Raw genomic sequence first — 16,573 nt, 5'->3', positions numbered from 1 at the left:
GAGACCTAGACGTACGCACGGGGAGACGTTCTCACGGGGTAGAGATGACTCTTTAATGCAACTCCGTTGAATGAGATACCATGTGGGTAGTCGGGGTCACGTCGGCGTTGTTGCAAGCAGCGACGGATGTGCCGCCGATAACGATCGAGATGCTCGTGGTGTTCGGGATCACCCTGCTCGCGTTCCTCCTGTTCGCGAGCGAGGTGGTGCCGGTCGACGTCACCGCGCTGATCACGATGGCGCTGTTGATGATACTGGAGCCGTGGACGCGTATCTCCATCGAGGAGGGCATCTCGGGGTTCTCGAACGAGGCGACCATCACGGTGCTCGCGATGTTCATCCTGAGCGCGGGCATCAGCCGTACGGGCGCGGTTCAGATGCTCAGCACCTGGATGTCGTCGTTCGCGGGGACCGACGAGCGCAAGCAACTGCTCGCCGTGGTCGGCGTCGGCGGCCTCCCGTCGGCCGTGCTCAACAACACGCCCATCGTCGCGATGCTCATCCCGGCAGTGTCCGACCTCGCGCGCGGTGGGGGTACCTCCCCGTCGAAACTCCTGATCCCGCTCTCGTACTCGGCGATGGTCGGCGGCATGCTCACGCTCATCGGCACCTCGACGAACATCGTCGCGAGCGACGTCTCGGAGCGGCTGATCGGCAACTCGTTCTCGATGTTCGAGTTCACCCCGCTCGGAGCGATCGTGTTCGTGACCGGCACGCTCTACGTCGTGTTCGTCGCCCAGCACCTCCTCCCGGAGCGGGTCAGCCCCGACGAGGGACTGCTCGAGGAGTACGAGATGGAGGGCTACCTGACCGAGGTCGTCGTCGACGACGGCTCCCCGCTCGTCGGCGAGAGCGTCGACGCGATACTCGCGGAGACGGACCTCGACGTGGAGGTCATCCAGCTGATCCGGGACGGGGAGCGCTACATCGAGCCGTTCACGGAGACGACGATCCGGGCTGGGGACGTCTTCATCGTCCGGGCCAACCTCGCGACCGTCCGCGCGCTCATGCGCGCCGAGGGGCTCTCGTTCGCCTCCTCGCCGGACGTGACCGAGGAGGAACTCGAGGCGGTCGCCCGGCGCAAGACGCTGGTCGAACTCGTCGTCCCGGCGCAGTCGCGGCTGGTCGGCACTTCGCTCTCCGAGGCGCTCTTTCGCGAGCGCTACGACGCGAACGTCCTCGCCATCCGCCGCGAGCGGACGCTCCTGCACAACCGCCTCGACGAACTGCTGCTGCGCGGGGGTGACACGCTGCTCGTCCAGGCGACCGAGGAGAGCCTCAACCAGCTCGCGACCGACCCGGACGTCATCGTCGCCCACCAGGTCGCCGATCCCGACTACCGGACGGGGAAGATCCCCATCGCGGTGGCCATCATCGGGGGCGTCGTCGGGCTCGCCGCCCTCGGCGTGGTCGACATCCTCATCGCGGCGCTGGGGGGCGTCATCCTGATGCTCTTCAGCGGCGTGCTCCACTCCGACGAACTGTACGACGCCATCGAGTGGAACGTCATCTTCCTGCTCGCCGGACTGATCCCGCTCGGCATCGCGTTCGAGGAGACCGGCGCGGCCGCGCTCATCGGCTCGCTCGTCGCCCAGAGCGCGACCGTCCTCCCGCCGATCGGCGTCCTCTGGCTGTTCTACGTCGTGACCGCGCTGACGACCGCGCTCGTGAGCAACGCCGGGAGCGTCGTGCTGCTCATCCCCGTCGGCGTGGCGACCGCGAACCAGATCGGCGCGGACCCGTTCGCGTTCGTCCTCGCCGTCACGTTCGCCGCCAGCGCCGACTTCATGACGCCGATTGGCTACCAGACGAACCTGCTCGTCTACGGTCCCGGCGGCTACCGCTTCACCGACTACTTCCGCGTCGGCGCGCCGTTGCAGGTGCTGCTCTCGATCGCGACGGTGCTCGGCATCGCCCTCATCTGGGGGATCACGTGAACCGCCTCGGAGTCGAGCCCCTCTATGACCAGTGAGGCGCGCGATCAGTCGAACCGACGCATCGAGAACCGGTCCGTGTCGTAGTCGGTCCGCCCGTCGAGCGCCAGGTCAGCCAGGATCTCGCCCGTCACGGGGGCGGAGCTGAATCCGCCGCCGGAGAACCCCGCGCCGACGACGACGTTCTCCGCCTCCGGGAGCGTGTCGAGTACGGGACTCGAGTACGACCGGTCCGCCGTCCACGTGATGAACCCGGTCTTCAACCCCATCGTCGCCCCGACACCCTCCGGGAAGTATCGCTCCGCGACCCTCCGGAGCCGCGATTCGTCCTCCACGGTCGGTTCGCGGTCGGGGGCGTCGGGATCGGTCGGGCGCTCCAGCGGTCGACCGTGCGCGAACTTGAACCCCGGCGTCCGGTGGATCGGCGTCCCGTAGCAGAACCCCTCCTCCGCCGTCATCGAGAAGACGGGGAAGTTCTCCGGGGCGAATCGTTCGGGAGCCGTCGGCTGGAACCGCGCGGTCAGGTGGAGTTCCGGCGTCAACAGGTCGCGCAGGGAGTCGACCAGTTTGCCGGCCCACGCGCCCGCCGTGACGACGAGCGCCGCCGCCTCGTACTCGCCCCGGGTCGTCGTCACGTCGACGCCGGTCGGCGTGGATCGCCACCCGGTGACGCGTTCCCGCGCGCGGATCTCCGCGCCGTGTCGATGCGCGGCTTCCACGTGCGCGGCGATGCACCGGTCGCAGTCGAGGAACCCGCCCCCGGGTTGAAACACCGCCTCGTAGTCGGCCGGGAGGTCGTACGCCGGAAACCGTTCGGAGACCTCGGAGCCGGTCAACACCTCGTGATCGACGCCGTGTCGGCGGCACGCTCGGAGTTCGTTCTCGAACTGCTCCCCGCCCGCCGGACTGATCCCGAGGGAGCCGGTGACGGAGAGCAGCCGACGGCCCGTCTCCGTCTCGAGGTCCCTCCAGAGCGCGTAGGCCCGCCGGTCGAGCGCCTCCGGCGTCGGTCGGTGACCGGCCGGCAAGATGAGACGAGTGCCGAAGGACGACCCTCGCCCGTGCGGCACGTCGAAGCGTTCGAGACCGAGGACGTCGGCACCTCGTCGGGCGAGCCGATACGCGGTCGCGCTTCCGACCCCGCCGACGCCGACCACGATCACGTCGTAACGGTCCCTTCCGTTCATCACCGACGAACTGTGCGAGGCCGGACAAGTATCTGCCCCCGTCCGCTCGCGAGGTGAGAATCGAAGGAACGCCCGAGGCGGGAGTGAGCGACCGCTTCGCGGTCGCGAACGACGTCGGGCGAGGTGACCGAGGAGCGAAGCGACGAGGGAGACGAGTCCGACGGGAGTTGAACCACGGTCGCACGGTTCCTCACTTACGCTCGGACTGCGTGCTCCCTGCTTCAAATCCCTTCGTCCGACCGCTCTTCGATTTCAGCGAATCGCGACACGGCTACGCCGGTCGCTCACGGAGTAGAAATCGAAGAAGCGCCCGAGGCGGGATTTGAACCAGAACCAGACGTGCTCGCTCCCTTCGGTCGCTGCGCGCGACTGGCAGGGTTCAAATCCCTCGTGAGTCGATTTCGGAACACGGCTCACTCGTCGCTACGCTCCTCGTTCGCGTTGTGTTCCGAAAAACGCCCGAGGCGGGATTTGAACCCGCGTCACGACCGTGACAGGGTCGTATGATGGGCCACTACACCACCCGGGCACCGGGTGTGCTGCACTCAATCGTTGTTAGCGGCTTCATTTAACCCTTTCCAAACGACGCGCCGCAAAACGTATGATACCGCGGAGCGCACCGATTAGTACATCAGTGACGCCGGCATACCGGTTGGCGTGAAGCGGCCTGTCGGAACCTCGTTCCGACGTAGCGAGAGCGCCGCTGCCCTACTTAGTAAGCGTTATGTGGCCGGAACGATTAACGCGCTGTAGTATCTCGTGACAGCCTTCTCGACCGTCCAGAGCCACACATGGTAGACGCAAGCCAACACGACCTCGTGCCAGAGCACACTATCGTCGACGACGCGGAGGTCGACGACGTGCTCGCCGAGTACGACATCGACCGTACCGACTTACCGAAGATCAAGCGACGGGACCCCGCGCTGCGCTCGATGGACGCCGACGTGGGCGACGTCGTCCGCATCGAGCGCAACTCGCGAACCGCAGACGTCGCCGTAGTATACCGACTCGTGATAGAATGAACAGGCAAGACCGACGCGTCATCTCCCGGGAGTACTTCTCGCGCGACCGCCTCGCCGAACACCACTTCCGCTCGTTCAACGCGTTCCTCGAGCGCGGGATGCAGGAGGTCGTCGAGGAGAAGGGCACCATCGACACCGACATCGGCGACAAGGAGGGCCAGGAACCGGTGTACGTCGAGCTGGGCGACGTGCGGGTGACCACGCCCCGGGTGCGCGAGGCCGACGGGAGCGAGGAACTGCTCTACCCGCAGGAGGCGCGCCTCCGGAACATCACCTACGCCGCACCGGTGTTCATGGAGATGACGATCGTCCGCGGGGGGAAGGAAGAGGAGGAACACGTCGTCGACCAGGCGGAGACGAAGGTCGGGCGCATGCCCATCATGGTCGGCTCGAACAAGTGCAACATCGCGGGCTTCTCGCGCGACGAACTGGTCGAGATCGGCGAGGACCCCGCCGACCCCGGCGGCTACTTCATCGTCAACGGCTCCGAGCGCGTGCTCATGACCAGCGAGGACCTCGCGCCGAACAAGATCCTCGCGGAGTACGACACGCGCTACGGCGACGAGATCCAGGTCGCGAAGACGTTCAGCCAGCGCCGGGGCTACCGCGCGCTGGTGCTCTGTGAGCGCAACCGGAGCGGCATCCTCGAGGTGTCGTTCCCCTCGGTGTCGGGGAGCATCAACTTCGTCACGCTCGTCCGGGCGCTCGGCCTCGAGTCCGACGAGGAGATCGTCCACCGCGTGAGCGACGACCCCGAGATCGTGAAGTTCATGCTCGAGAACCTGGAGGCCGCCGAGGTCCAGACGACCTACGAGGCGATCGAGGCGCTCGGCAAGCGCGTCGCCAGCGGCCAGGGCAAGAACTACCAGCTCAAGCGCGCCAACTACGTCATCGACCGCTACCTCCTGCCGCACCTCCACGAGGAGGGGATCGAGGAGGAGGAAGTGCGGATGAACAAGGCGTACTACCTCTGTCGGATGGCCGAGGCCTGCTTCGAACTCGCGCTGAAGCGCCGCGACGCCGACGACAAGGACCACTACGCCAACAAGCGCCTGAAGGTCAGCGGCGACCTCATGCGCGACCTCTTCCGGACGGCGCTGAACAAGCTCGCGCGCGACGTGAAGTACCAGCTCGAACGCGCGAACATGCGTAACCGGCGGCTCACCGTGAGCACCGTCGTCCGCTCCGACGTGCTCACCGAGCGCCTCGAGCACCCCATCGCGACGGGCAACTGGGTGGGCGGGCGCTCGGGCGTCTCCCAGCTCGTGGACCGCACGGACTACATGGGCGTGCTGTCGCACCTCCGTCGCCTCCGCTCGCCCCTCTCGCGGTCGCAGCCGCACTTCGAGGCGCGCGACCTGCACGCCACCCAGTGGGGGCGCATCTGTCCCTCCGAGACGCCGGAGGGTCCGAACTGCGGCCTCGTGAAGAACTTCGCGCAGGCGATGGAACTCTCACAGAACGTCGAGGACGAGCGCGGGCTCAAGCGCGAACTCGCCACGATGGGCGTCGAGGGGATGCCGGGTATCGAGACGTTCGACCAGCAACCAGCGGACGACTAACATGAGTCAGGCACGAGACGCGAAGATCTACGTCAACGGCAGTCTGATCGGGACGCACCCCGATCCACACAAGCTCGCGAGCGACATCAGGCAGGCGCGCCGCCGCGGCGACGTCAGCTCGATGGTGAACGTCTCCGTCAAGGAGCGCACCGGCGAGGTCATCATCAACGCCGACGCGGGGCGCGCACGCCGCCCCCTCATCGTCGTCGAGAACGGCGAACCGCTCGTCACCGACGAGGACACCGAGGCGCTCGAGGCCGGACAGATCGAGTTCCACGACCTCGTCGAGACGGGGGCGATCGAGTTCATCGACGCCGAGGAGGAGGAGGACATCTACGTGGCGGTCGACGAGGACGAACTCACGACCGAGCACACCCACCTCGAGATCGACCCGCAGCTCATCTTCGGCATCGGGGCCGGGATGATCCCCTACCCCGAACACAACGCCTCGCCGCGCATCACGATGGGGTCGGGGATGATCAAGCAGTCGCTCGGGCTCCCCTCCGCGAACTACCGCATCCGCCCCGACACCCGCCAGCACCTGCTCCACTACCCGCAGCTCTCGATGGTCAAGACCCAGACCACAGAGCAGATCGGGTTCGACGACCGACCGGCGGCCCAGAACTTCGTCGTCGCGGTCATGAGCTACGAGGGGTTCAACATCGAGGACGCGCTCGTCCTCAACGGCGGCTCCGTCGACCGCGCGCTCGGTCGCTCGCACTTCTTCCGCACCTACGAGGGCGAGGAGCGCCGCTACCCCGGCGGCCAGGAGGACCGCTTCGAGATCCCCGACGACGACGTTCGGGGCGCGCGCGGCGAGGAGGCGTACACGCACCTCGACGAGGACGGCCTCGTCAACCCCGAGACGACCGTCGACGAGAACGACGTGCTGCTCGGCAAGACCAGCCCGCCCCGGTTCCTGGAGGAACCCGACGACATGGGCGGTCTCTCCCCGCAGAAGCGCCGCGAGACGAGCGTCACGATGCGCTCGGGCGAGAACGGCACCGTGGACACGGTGACGCTGATGGAGGGCGAGGACGGCTCGAAGCTCTCGAAGGTGTCGGTGCGCGACGAGCGCATCCCCGAACTCGGGGACAAGTTCGCGTCGCGCCACGGCCAGAAGGGCGTCATCGGCCACATCGCGCCCCAGGAGGACATGCCCTTCACGCAGGAGGGTGTCGTCCCGGACCTCATCGTCAACCCGCACGCGCTCCCCTCGCGCATGACGGTCGGTCACGTGCTGGAGATGCTCGGCGGGAAGGTCGGCGCGCTCGAGGGGCGTCGCGTCGACGGGACCGCCTTCCAGGGCGAGAGCGAGGAGGAACTGCGTGACGCGCTCCGGGACCACGGGTTCGAGTCCTCCGGGAAGGAGGTCATGTACTCGGGGGTCACCGGCGAGAAGATCGAGGCCGAGATCTTCGTCGGGATCATCTTCTACCAGAAGCTCTACCACATGGTCTCGAACAAGATCCACGCGCGCTCGCGGGGGCCGGTGCAGGTGCTCACCCGCCAGCCCACCGAGGGGCGCGCCCGCGAGGGCGGCCTGCGCGTGGGCGAGATGGAGCGCGACGTGCTGATCGGCCACGGCGCGGCCATGGCCCTCAAGGAGCGGTTGCTCGACGAGTCCGACCGCGAGTTCATCGACATCTGCGGCAACTGCGGGATGGCCGCCGTCGAGAACGTCGAGCAGCGTCGGGTGTACTGCCCGAACTGCGGCGAGGAGACGGACATCCACCGCATCGAGATGAGCTACGCGTTCAAGCTCCTCCTGGACGAGATGAAGGCGCTCGGGATCGCGCCGCGCATCGAACTGAAGGACGCAGTCTAATACATGAGTGTAAACCAGTCTCCCAAGGAAATCGGGGCCATCAGCTTCGGGCTGATGAACCCGGAGGAGTACCGCGACATGTCCGCGACGAAGGTCATCACGGCGGACACGTACGACGACGACGGGTTCCCCATCGACATGGGGCTGATGGACCCCCGCCTGGGCGTCATCGATCCCGGGCTCGAGTGTAAGACCTGCGGGAAGCACTCCGGGTCGTGCAACGGCCACTTCGGGCACATCGAACTCGCCGCGCCGGTCATCCACGTCGGGTTCTCGAAGCTCATCCGGCGGCTGCTGCGCGGCACCTGCCGGGAGTGCTCGCGCCTCTGTCTGACCGAGGAGGAGCGCGACGAGTTCCGCGAGCGCCTGGAGCGGGACCGCCAGCTCGGCAACGATCTGAACAACGTGACGAAGGCGGCCATCCGGCAGGCGCGCAAGAAGTCGCGCTGTCCGTACTGCGGCGCGAAGCAGTACGACATCAACCACGAGAAGCCGACCACCTACTACGAGGTGCAGGACGTGCTCTCCTCGGACTACGCCGAGCGCATCGCGGCCGCGATGGAGGGCCGCCCGGTCGACGAGGACGACGAGACGGAGCGCGAGCCCACCTCGCCCACGGAACTCGCGGACGAGACGGGGATCGATGTCTCGCGCGTCAACGAGATCATCTCCGGCGAGTTCCGCCCGCGACCGGCCGACCGCGAGTCGCTCGAGAAGGCCCTCGACATCGACCTCACCGAGGAGGACATGAACAAGCTGATGCCGAGCGACATCCGCGACTGGTTCGAGGACATCCCGGACGAGGACATCCGGGTGCTCGGCATCAGCGCCGAGAAGTCCCGCCCCGAGTGGATGATCCTGACGGTCCTGCCGGTGCCGCCGGTGACGGCCCGTCCCTCCATCACGCTCGACAACGGCCAGCGCTCCGAGGACGACCTCACCCACAAGCTGGTGGACATCATCCGCATCAACCAGCGGTTCATGGAGAACCGCGAGGCCGGCGCGCCCCAGCTCATCATCGAGGACCTGTGGGAACTCCTCCAGTACCACGTGACGACGTTCATGGACAACGAGATCTCGGGCACGCCGCCCGCTCGCCACCGCTCGGGGCGGCCGCTCAAGACGCTCAGCCAGCGGCTCAAGGGGAAGGAGGGCCGCTTCCGCGGCTCGCTGTCGGGCAAGCGCGTGAACTTCTCCGCGCGGACCGTCATCTCGCCCGACCCCACCCTCAGCCTGAACGAGGTCGGCGTCCCCGACCGCGTGGCGACCGAGATGACCCAGACGATGAACGTCACCGAGCGGAACCTGGAGGACGCCCGCCGGTACGTCCGTAACGGACCGGAGAGCCACCCCGGCGCGAACTACGTCAAGCGCCCGGACAACCGCCGCCTGAAGGTGACCGAGAAGAACTGCGAGGAGCTGTCCGAGAAGGTCGAACCCGGCTGGGAGGTGAACCGCCACCTCGTCGACGGCGACATCGTCATCTTCAACCGGCAGCCGTCGCTGCACCGCATGTCCATCATGGCCCACGAGGTCGTGGTGATGCCGTACAAGACGTTCCGGCTGAACACGGTCGTCTGCCCGCCGTACAACGCCGACTTCGACGGCGACGAGATGAACATGCACGCGCTGCAGAACGAGGAGGCGCGCGCCGAGGCGCGCGTGCTGATGCGCGTCCAGGAGCAGATCCTCAGCCCGCGCTTCGGCGAGAACATCATCGGTGCAATCCAGGACCACATCTCCGGCACGTACCTCCTCACCCACGAGAACCCGCAGTTCAACGAGACGCAGGCGCTCGACCTGCTGCGCGCGACCCGCGTCGACGAACTCCCCGAGCCTGACGGCAGCGACGACGACGGGGTCCCCTACTGGAACGGTCGGACCATCTTCTCCGAACTGCTCCCGGCGGGGCTGAACCTGGAGTTCACCGCCTCGGCCGGCGATACGGTCACGATCGAGGACGGCGTCCTCACGGCCGGTACCATCGACGAGGACGCCGTCGGGGCGTTCGGCGGCGAGGTCGTGGACACCATCTGCAAGCAGTACTCGACGACCCGCGCCCGGATGTTCATCAACGAGGTGGCGTCGCTCGCGATGCGCGCCATCATGCACTTCGGGTTCTCGGTCGGCATCGACGACGAGTCGGTGCCCACCGAGGCGGAAGAGCAGATCACCGAGGCGATCGACAACGCCTACGATCGCGTCGAGGAACTCATCCAGACGTACGAGGCGGACGAACTCGAGTCCCTGCCCGGGCGGACGGTCGACGAGACGCTCGAGATGAAGATCATGCAGACGCTCGGGAAGGCCCGCGACAGCGCGGGCGACATCGCCGAGGAGTACCTGGAGGAGGACAACCCGGCGGTCATCATGGCCCGGTCGGGGGCGCGCGGGTCGCTGCTCAACCTGACCCAGATGGCCGGGTGCGTCGGCCAGCAGGCGGTTCGAGGCGAGCGCATCAACCGCGGCTACGAGGACCGCACCCTCAGCCACTACCAGCGCAACAACCTCTCTGCGGACGCTCACGGCTTCGTCGAGTCGTCCTACCGCGCCGGGCTGACCCCGCGGGAGTTCTTCTTCCACGCGATGGGCGGCCGCGAGGGGCTGGTCGACACGGCGGTTCGCACGTCGAAGTCCGGGTACCTCCAGCGGCGGCTCATCAACGCGCTGTCCGAACTGGAGACGCAGTACGACGGGACGGTGCGCGACACCAGCGACACCATCGTGCAGTTCGAGTTCGGCGAGGACGGCACCAGCCCGGTGCACGTCTCCTCGTCGGCGGACAACGACATCGACGTCGACGACATCGCGGATCGCGTCCTCGCCGCGGAGTTCGAGGACGAGGGAGAGGAGTTCCTGGCCGCCCAGGACAGGCAGACCAACCTCTCTGAACACATGGACCACTTCGCACTGGGTGACGACTGATGGCAGCAACGCAAGACGACGTGAAGACGGTCGTCGAGGGGACGGACCTCCCGCGACGGCTCAAGGACGAGGTGTACCGCGTCATCGAGGAGAAGGGCGTCTCCGATCTCGACACCGCGACGGAGATCGCAGAGCGCGTCGAGGACCGCTATATCGACACGCGCGTCGATCCGCTCGACCCCGTCGGGACCGTGAGCGCGCAGTCGATCGGTGAACCCGGTACACAGATGACGATGAACACCTTCCACTACGCGGGCGTCGCGGAGATCGACGTCACGCAGGGGCTCCCCCGGCTCATCGAGCTGGTGGACGCCCGGAAGACGCCGGACACGCCGATGATGACGGTCTACCTCGAGGACGAGTACGCGACCGACCGCGAGCGCGCCCACGAGGTCGTCTGGAAGGTGGAGGCGACGCGCGTCCTCGCGCTCGGGGACGTCTCGACCAACGTGGCGGACATGCTGGTGCGGATCGACCTCAACGAGGAGACGCTCCACGAGCGCTGGCCGACCGTGGACGCGACCGAGGAGATCGTCGGGGAGATCGCGGCGACCATCGAGGGCGACCTCGGCGTCGAGACCGCCCGTCCGCAGCCGACGGTCATCGAGTTCGGCCCCGAGGAGCCGAGCTACCGCGGGCTCCTCCAGCTGGTCGAGGAACTGCGCGACATCGTCTTCAAAGGCATCGACGAGGTCAACCGCGTCGTCATCCGGAAGGAGGAGACCGACGACGGCGACGAGGAGTTCGTCCTCTACACCGAGGGATCGGCGTTCGGGAAGGTCCTCGACATCGAGGGCGTCGACGCGTCGCGCGCGACGTGTAACAACATCCACGAGGTCCACCGGCAGCTCGGTATCGAGGCCGCCCGCGAGACCATCATCGAGGAGACGATGAACACGCTGGAGGAGCAGGGGCTGGGTGACGTGAACATCCGCCACCTGATGCTCGTCGCGGACATCATGACGAACCGCGGCGAGATCGAGTCGATCGGCCGACACGGGATCTCCGGGAACAAGGACTCCGTGCTCGCCCGCGCGGCGTTCGAGGTGACCGTCAACCACCTGCTCGACGCGGCCATCCACGGCGAGGTGGACGACCTGGACGGCGTGACGGAGAACGTCATCGTCGGCAAGCCGATCCGGCTGGGCACCGGCGACGTGAACCTGCGGATGGGGACGGTAGAGCGCGACGGGAAGCGCGCCGACGCCGACTGAGCCGATGGGCGTCACCCTCTCGGACGCGGCCCGTCGGTACATCGCGCTGTTCGAGGACGTGACGGACGTCGCCGCCCGCGACTGCCTCGTCGACGACGAGTACGACCGGGTCGTCTACCTCGTCCCGCCCGGCGACATGGCGCGGGCGATCGGCCCGAACGGTCGGCACGTCAAGGCGGTCGAAGAGCGGTTGGGTCGGCGGGTCGAACTCGTCGAGGACGCCGACACGCCCGAGGCGTTCGTCGCGAACGCCCTCGCGCCGGCGGCGGTGTACAACGTCACGATCAGCCGGAACAGGGACGTGGTGGCGTACGCCGAGGTCGCCCAGGAGGATCGCGGCGTCGCCATCGGGGTCGACGGGCGGAACATCGAGCGGGCGCGGACGCTCGCCCGACGGCACTTCGACGTCGCCGACGTCGAGTTGACCTGACGCGGACGGTGGGAGAGGAGAGGCGCGTTCGACGGTTCGGTCCTTCGACCGCAATCCCGACCCGTGAGCGCCGACCCGACCCGCTCAGAGCGCGCGCCGGATCGTCGACACGACGAACAGGACGACGCCGGTCAGCACCGTCAGGAGCGCGAGGCTGAGCGCGATGCCGATGAACACGTTGTTCATCTCCGTGTCGTTGAGCGCCCCGATCCCGATGAGGAATTCGAGGGCGAGGGCGAGGGCGATCATCAGGACGACGAAGCCGGCGGCGCGGCGAGCGACCCCGGAGAACCAGTCGGTTCCCACGTCGGTCGCGGCCGGCGCGTCCCCCACGTCCTTCGAGGACGACGTGTTTGCCATGTCGATCGGTTATACCACGAACGTACATGAGGCTTCGGAGACCGGACGAGGTGTGCGAGCGGGTTCCACGATATCCTCCGACCGCGTGAAATCCGCACGCACGGCGCGTCCCCTGTCTCGAAAGGGGAGCCTTAAGTAGCTCGGACAGATACCGAATTGTACTATGGCGAACGGCAAGTACGCCGCGCGGAAGCTCAACAAGGACCGCCAGCGCCACCGGTGGTCCGACTCTGAGTACGCGCGACGCGCCCGCGGGCTCGGCAAGAAGTCCGACCCGCTCGAGGGCGCACCGCAGGGTCGAGGTATCGTCCTGGAGAAGGTGGGGATCGAGGCGAAGCAGCCCAACTCCGCCATCCGGAAGTGCGTCCGGGTCCAGCTCATCAAGAACGGCAAGCAGGTCACGGCGTTCTGCCCCGGCGACGGCGCGATCTCGTTCATCGACGAGCACGACGAGGTCACCATCGCCGGGATCGGTGGCGCGAAGGGTCGCGCGATGGGCGACCTCTCCGGCGTGAACTACAAGGTCGAGAAGGTAAACGGCGTGTCGCTCGTCGAACTGGTGCGCGGCAACGCGGAGAAACCGGTGCGCTAACATGAGTACGCTAAGACATTCCCGCTCGCTTCGCTGTGCGGGCTGTGACTCATCTACTCACGCTCACCACCGAGGGTGGTTCGCGTGAGCGAGAGCGAAGCACCTGACCCCGAGCCGCCCGCCGGCACCGACGAGGAGGAAACGAGCGTCGACGCGCTGCTCTTCACGAAGTGGGACGTCTCCGACATCGCCTTCTCCGACCCCTCGATGGAGCGCTACATCACGCTCACCCCTATCGCCCACACGATGGGTCGACACTCCTCGAAGCAGTTCAAGAAGTCCGAGATCAGCATCGTCGAGCGGCTCGTCAACCGCCTGATGCAGACCGAGGAGAACACCGGCAAGAAGCAGAAGACGATGAAGATCGTCCGCGAGGCGTTCGACATCGTCCACGACCGCACGGAGGAGAACCCCGTGCAGGTGCTCGTCCAGGCCGTCGAGAACGCCGGCCCGCGCGAGGAGACCGTCCGGCTCAAGTACGGCGGCATCTCGGTCCCGAAGGCCGTCGACGTCGCACCCCAGCGCCGGGTCGACCAGTCGCTCAAGTTCATCGCCGAGGGCGCGTACAACGCGTCGTTCAAGACCGCCACGCCCGCCGCCGAGGCGCTCGCCTCGCAGCTCATCGGCGCGGCCAACTACGACGTCCAGACCTACGCGATCAACCAGAAGGAAGAGAAAGAGCGCGTCGCCGCCGCGGCACGGTAACCCCTCTCGTCTCTCCGTATCGTTTCGTCTCCTCTCGTCTCCTCACCTCCTCCCATCTCTCCATCTCCTCCCGTCCCTCACCTCCTCCCATCTCTCCACCCCTCTCGCCTCCGTCGATCTCCCCTCCCCCGAGTCCTATCGCGTCGCGTCGAATACGTCGGGGATCGGACCGCCACCCGCGACGCTCCGATTGCACGCCCGCACCGGGTTTTTACAGTTGGCGTGCGAAGGTCGGAAACGATGGTAGACCTGAACGAGCGCGTCCTCGACGAGGCGGAGCACCACGGAGAGAGCCTCCTGCCGAAGGAGTTCCTGTCGCTGGTCGAGCGCCACCACGGCGACGAGACGCCCGGCGTCGAACCCGAGGTCGTCGAGGCGTACGCGACGGCGCTCGCAGAGCGGGGCGTTCCCGCGGAGGACGAGGCGCTGTCGAGCGCCCTCGACGATCGACGCACAGACAGCGAGACGTGGGTCGACGGCGATGCGGTGTACGGACTCCCCTCGGGGCGGCTCAGCACCTATCCCGCGAACTGGCACGAGCGGCTGGCCGGGTCGAACGACCCGCGGGCGTACCTGCGGTTCATGCAGGGGGAGGCGGCGTTCGAGCCGAAGAACCCGACCGGTAGCCGGGGGATCCCCGAGGAACGTCTGCTCGATGCGATGAGCGTCGTCGGTCACGTGGACCGTCGGGAGGCGAAGGCCGCCGTCGAGCGCCTCCGCGAAGAGGGCGAGGTCGTCGAGGACGCGGACCAGCACCCCGACGCGAACGTCTACCTGCCCGAACAGGTCGACTACGATCGCTCTGACATGGTCGACAAGGGGTGACTGGCGGGGGAGTGAGGAGCGAGCCGGCCGACGAGGAGTCGTCGAGAGCGGATGAAACGGCTCAGGTCGGCGACCACGGCGAGCGGTCGCCCTCCGCGAACGCCTCGAACGAGCGGGGCGGACGGCCGAGGAGCCGGCTCACCGCGTCGGTGACCCGGTCCGCCCGGTGCAGGCGGACCGGCGCGTAAATGCCGCACAGCACCGCGACGTACCCCCACGGGTAGCCGCGGGCGCGCAGCCGCCGGACGAACGCCGGGTAGGAGGGCGCTGGGTAGCGTATCCCGCGACCGAGCACCGACGAGAGCGTCCGGGCCACCGCGTCGAAGCCGAGGGCCTCCGGGCCGGTGAGGTCGTAGGCCTGATTCGCGCGATCCGGTTCGACGAGCGCGCGGGCGGCGACGGCCGCCACGTCGCGGGCGTCCACCATGCCGACCCGGCCGGTTCCCGCGGGAACGTACACCTCGTCGCGCTCGCGCACGTCGACCGCGTGGACGCCGCTCAGGTTCTGCATGAAGTACGCCGCTCGGAGGAACGTATGCGAGAGCGACGAGCGTTCGAGCCGCCGCTCGATCCGCCGGTGCGGGATCGGCGGGGCCTTCTCCGCGCCCAGCACGGACAGGAAGACGACTCGCTCGACGCCCGCGCGCTCGGCCGCGTCGACGACGGGAAACACGTCCCTGTGGACCCGGCTCAGCGCCGGCGGCCGAACGAGGTAGAGTGCGTCAGCACCGCCGAGGGCGTCGTAGGTCGCCGGGTCGGTGAAGTCGAAGCGGGCGTACTCGACGCCGCGACCGAACCGCTCGCGCGCGGCGGCGACGTCGCGGACCGCGGCGACCGCGTCGTAGTCGGCGGCGAGCAGCGACTCGACCACGGCCGACCCGGTAGTACCGGTCGCGCCCGTGACGAGGACTCGGCGGCTCATGGGTCGATACGAGGCGGTCCCGTCCCTTGGCGTTCACGGACGGGGCGAGACGGTCGTGCCGGGCGCGATCGGGCCGAAACCGTAGCGGACCCGCATCCGACCGGCGGCCGTATCGCCGACGACGTAGTCGTGCGCCGTGACGGGCGCTCGAATCGGCGGGGAGACGCGTGCACCGGGACGCCACCGGGATCACGGCATCGACGAACGGTACGCCGTGGAGGCGCGCGACGTGGCGGTCGCCCGGTGGACGTCCCGCTACGTCCGTCGGGTGGATCAATCGGCCGCCTGCCCCGTCTCGACCGCGTACCGTCTGGTGACGTCCACGAGCGCCTTGCGGTACTCGCTCGGATCAGGGTCGTCCGCCAGCGTCTCGAAGTGGTGCTTGAACCGTTCGAGGGGGACGCCCGGCGCGTCGTCGGCCGCGGCGTGCGCGAGGTCGTAGAGGCGGTGGTCCGTCCCGACGAGGTCGTGGCGCTCGACCAGCGCGAGGGCGAACGCGGCGTTGACGACGGTGATCTCGGGATCGGACGCGGGCGTGAGCCGGTGGCCCCGCGGCGGGTCGTGCGGGCGGTCCGCCAGCGCCGCCGCGAGGCTCGCCTCCAGGAAGGAGACGAGTTTGTCCGCCGGGGCGACCGAGAGCGTGATGTCGTCGGCGTAGATGTCCTTCATGTGGTTCGCGATCTGGTAGCAGTGGGTGAGCTTACGCTGCTCGACGCGCCGCCCGGCCAGTCCGATGTAGATGGCCTCCGCCGTCGACTGGGTGTGGGAGGGGTGGGCCTCCTCGTTGCGCCGCATGTGGGCGTACTCGTGGAGGGCGAGTTCGCGCGCCATCGCGCTGGTGGCCGCCTGGGCGGAGATGTTCAGGACGTGGTGGTCGGGGTAGTGACCCGTCCACGTCCGCTCGTCGGGGTCCCGCCGGACGCGCACGCGCACCGGCTTCGAGAGGTCGTACTCCGTCTCGAACAGCCCCTGCGCGCTGAGAAACGGCCCCGTCGGTCCGCCGCCTAACACTCGAACGTCCATGCTCACGCGTACCACGGTCGGGGCGAGTATGACTCTTATGACGG

At 67.8% G+C, this 16,573-nt stretch carries 14 protein-coding genes and 1 tRNA gene; 10 read left to right on the top strand and 5 right to left on the bottom strand.

Annotated features, from left to right (window positions below; translation table 11 throughout):
* Nucleotides 1–80 precede the first annotated feature (80 nt).
* A complete protein-coding gene (locus NKI68_RS11220; RefSeq protein WP_438267775.1) occupies nt 81–1,937 on the top strand; it encodes an SLC13 family permease in 1,857 nt (618 codons plus the stop codon).
* 44 nt (nt 1,938–1,981) lie between these two features.
* Here the strand turns inward: NKI68_RS11220 and solA are convergent, their stop codons facing one another.
* Both solA and NKI68_RS11210 read right to left on the bottom strand, forming a co-directional pair.
* Entirely contained in the window at nt 1,982–3,121 is a 1,140-nt protein-coding gene (gene solA, locus NKI68_RS11215; protein WP_254543146.1) for an N-methyl-L-tryptophan oxidase, read from the bottom strand.
* A gap of 456 nt (nt 3,122–3,577) precedes the next feature.
* Nucleotides 3,578–3,650 (bottom strand) — tRNA-Asp (locus NKI68_RS11210).
* 262 nt (nt 3,651–3,912) lie between these two features.
* Here NKI68_RS11210 and NKI68_RS11205 point away from each other — a divergent pair.
* The 6 genes from NKI68_RS11205 to NKI68_RS11180 are packed head-to-tail and all read left to right on the top strand — an operon-like array spanning nt 3,913 to nt 12,102.
* Nucleotides 3,913–4,143 (top strand): DNA-directed RNA polymerase subunit H, encoded by a 231-nt coding sequence (locus NKI68_RS11205; RefSeq protein ID WP_254543145.1) that lies wholly within the window; start codon nt 3,913–3,915, stop codon nt 4,141–4,143.
* A complete protein-coding gene (locus tag NKI68_RS11200) occupies nt 4,140–5,705 on the top strand; it encodes a DNA-directed RNA polymerase subunit B'' (RefSeq protein ID WP_254543143.1) in 1,566 nt (521 codons plus the stop codon). Before NKI68_RS11205 ends, NKI68_RS11200 begins: the two co-directional genes overlap by 4 nt.
* Before the next feature lies 1 nt (nt 5,706).
* Nucleotides 5,707–7,533 (top strand): DNA-directed RNA polymerase subunit B, encoded by a 1,827-nt coding sequence (gene rpoB, locus NKI68_RS11195; RefSeq protein ID WP_254543142.1) that lies wholly within the window; start codon nt 5,707–5,709, stop codon nt 7,531–7,533.
* Nucleotides 7,534–7,536: 3 nt separating this feature from the next.
* Nucleotides 7,537–10,458: a DNA-directed RNA polymerase subunit A' gene (locus tag NKI68_RS11190; protein ID WP_254543140.1), complete on the top strand. Its 2,922-nt coding sequence runs from the start codon at nt 7,537–7,539 to the stop codon at nt 10,456–10,458.
* Nucleotides 10,458–11,672, top strand: coding sequence for a DNA-directed RNA polymerase subunit A'' (gene rpoA2 / locus NKI68_RS11185; protein WP_254543139.1), 1,215 nt, complete (start codon nt 10,458–10,460; stop codon nt 11,670–11,672). The genes NKI68_RS11190 and rpoA2 overlap by 1 nt, the downstream gene beginning before the upstream one ends.
* A gap of 4 nt (nt 11,673–11,676) precedes the next feature.
* Complete coding sequence (locus NKI68_RS11180; protein WP_254543138.1) at nt 11,677–12,102, top strand: NusA-like transcription termination signal-binding factor; 426 nt, start codon at nt 11,677–11,679, stop codon at nt 12,100–12,102.
* 84 nt (nt 12,103–12,186) lie between these two features.
* On the opposite strand, the gene NKI68_RS11175 is transcribed toward NKI68_RS11180, so the two are convergent.
* Nucleotides 12,187–12,462 carry a hypothetical protein gene (locus NKI68_RS11175; protein ID WP_254543137.1) on the bottom strand — a complete coding sequence of 92 codons (276 nt, stop codon included), beginning with the start codon at nt 12,460–12,462 and terminating at the stop codon, nt 12,187–12,189.
* A gap of 163 nt (nt 12,463–12,625) precedes the next feature.
* Between NKI68_RS11175 and NKI68_RS11170 the strand changes: the two genes are divergently transcribed.
* From NKI68_RS11170 to NKI68_RS11160, 3 genes are all read left to right on the top strand, one after another.
* On the top strand, nt 12,626–13,054 hold the full coding sequence (locus tag NKI68_RS11170; protein ID WP_254543136.1) for a 30S ribosomal protein S12: 429 nt from the start codon (nt 12,626–12,628) through the stop codon (nt 13,052–13,054).
* Nucleotides 13,055–13,138: 84 nt separating this feature from the next.
* Nucleotides 13,139–13,759: a 30S ribosomal protein S7 gene (locus tag NKI68_RS11165; RefSeq protein WP_254543135.1), complete on the top strand. Its 621-nt coding sequence runs from the start codon at nt 13,139–13,141 to the stop codon at nt 13,757–13,759.
* Between the two features lie 240 nt (nt 13,760–13,999).
* On the top strand, nt 14,000–14,584 hold the full coding sequence (locus NKI68_RS11160) for a hypothetical protein (RefSeq protein ID WP_254543134.1): 585 nt from the start codon (nt 14,000–14,002) through the stop codon (nt 14,582–14,584).
* Nucleotides 14,585–14,645: 61 nt separating this feature from the next.
* On the opposite strand, the gene NKI68_RS11155 is transcribed toward NKI68_RS11160, so the two are convergent.
* A complete protein-coding gene (locus NKI68_RS11155; RefSeq protein ID WP_254543133.1) occupies nt 14,646–15,506 on the bottom strand; it encodes an NmrA family NAD(P)-binding protein in 861 nt (286 codons plus the stop codon).
* A 273-nt stretch (nt 15,507–15,779) separates the two neighbouring features.
* Complete coding sequence (locus tag NKI68_RS11150; RefSeq protein ID WP_254543132.1) at nt 15,780–16,529, bottom strand: DUF5781 family protein; 750 nt, start codon at nt 16,527–16,529, stop codon at nt 15,780–15,782.
* Nucleotides 16,530–16,573 lie beyond the last annotated feature (44 nt).

This window comes from Halomarina pelagica (assembly GCF_024228315.1).
In the GTDB taxonomy this organism is placed as follows: Archaea; Halobacteriota; Halobacteria; order Halobacteriales; family Haloarculaceae; genus Halomarina; species Halomarina pelagica.
Note: the sequence above shows the minus strand (reverse complement) of the source record. Positions and strands in the feature narration are given on the sequence as shown.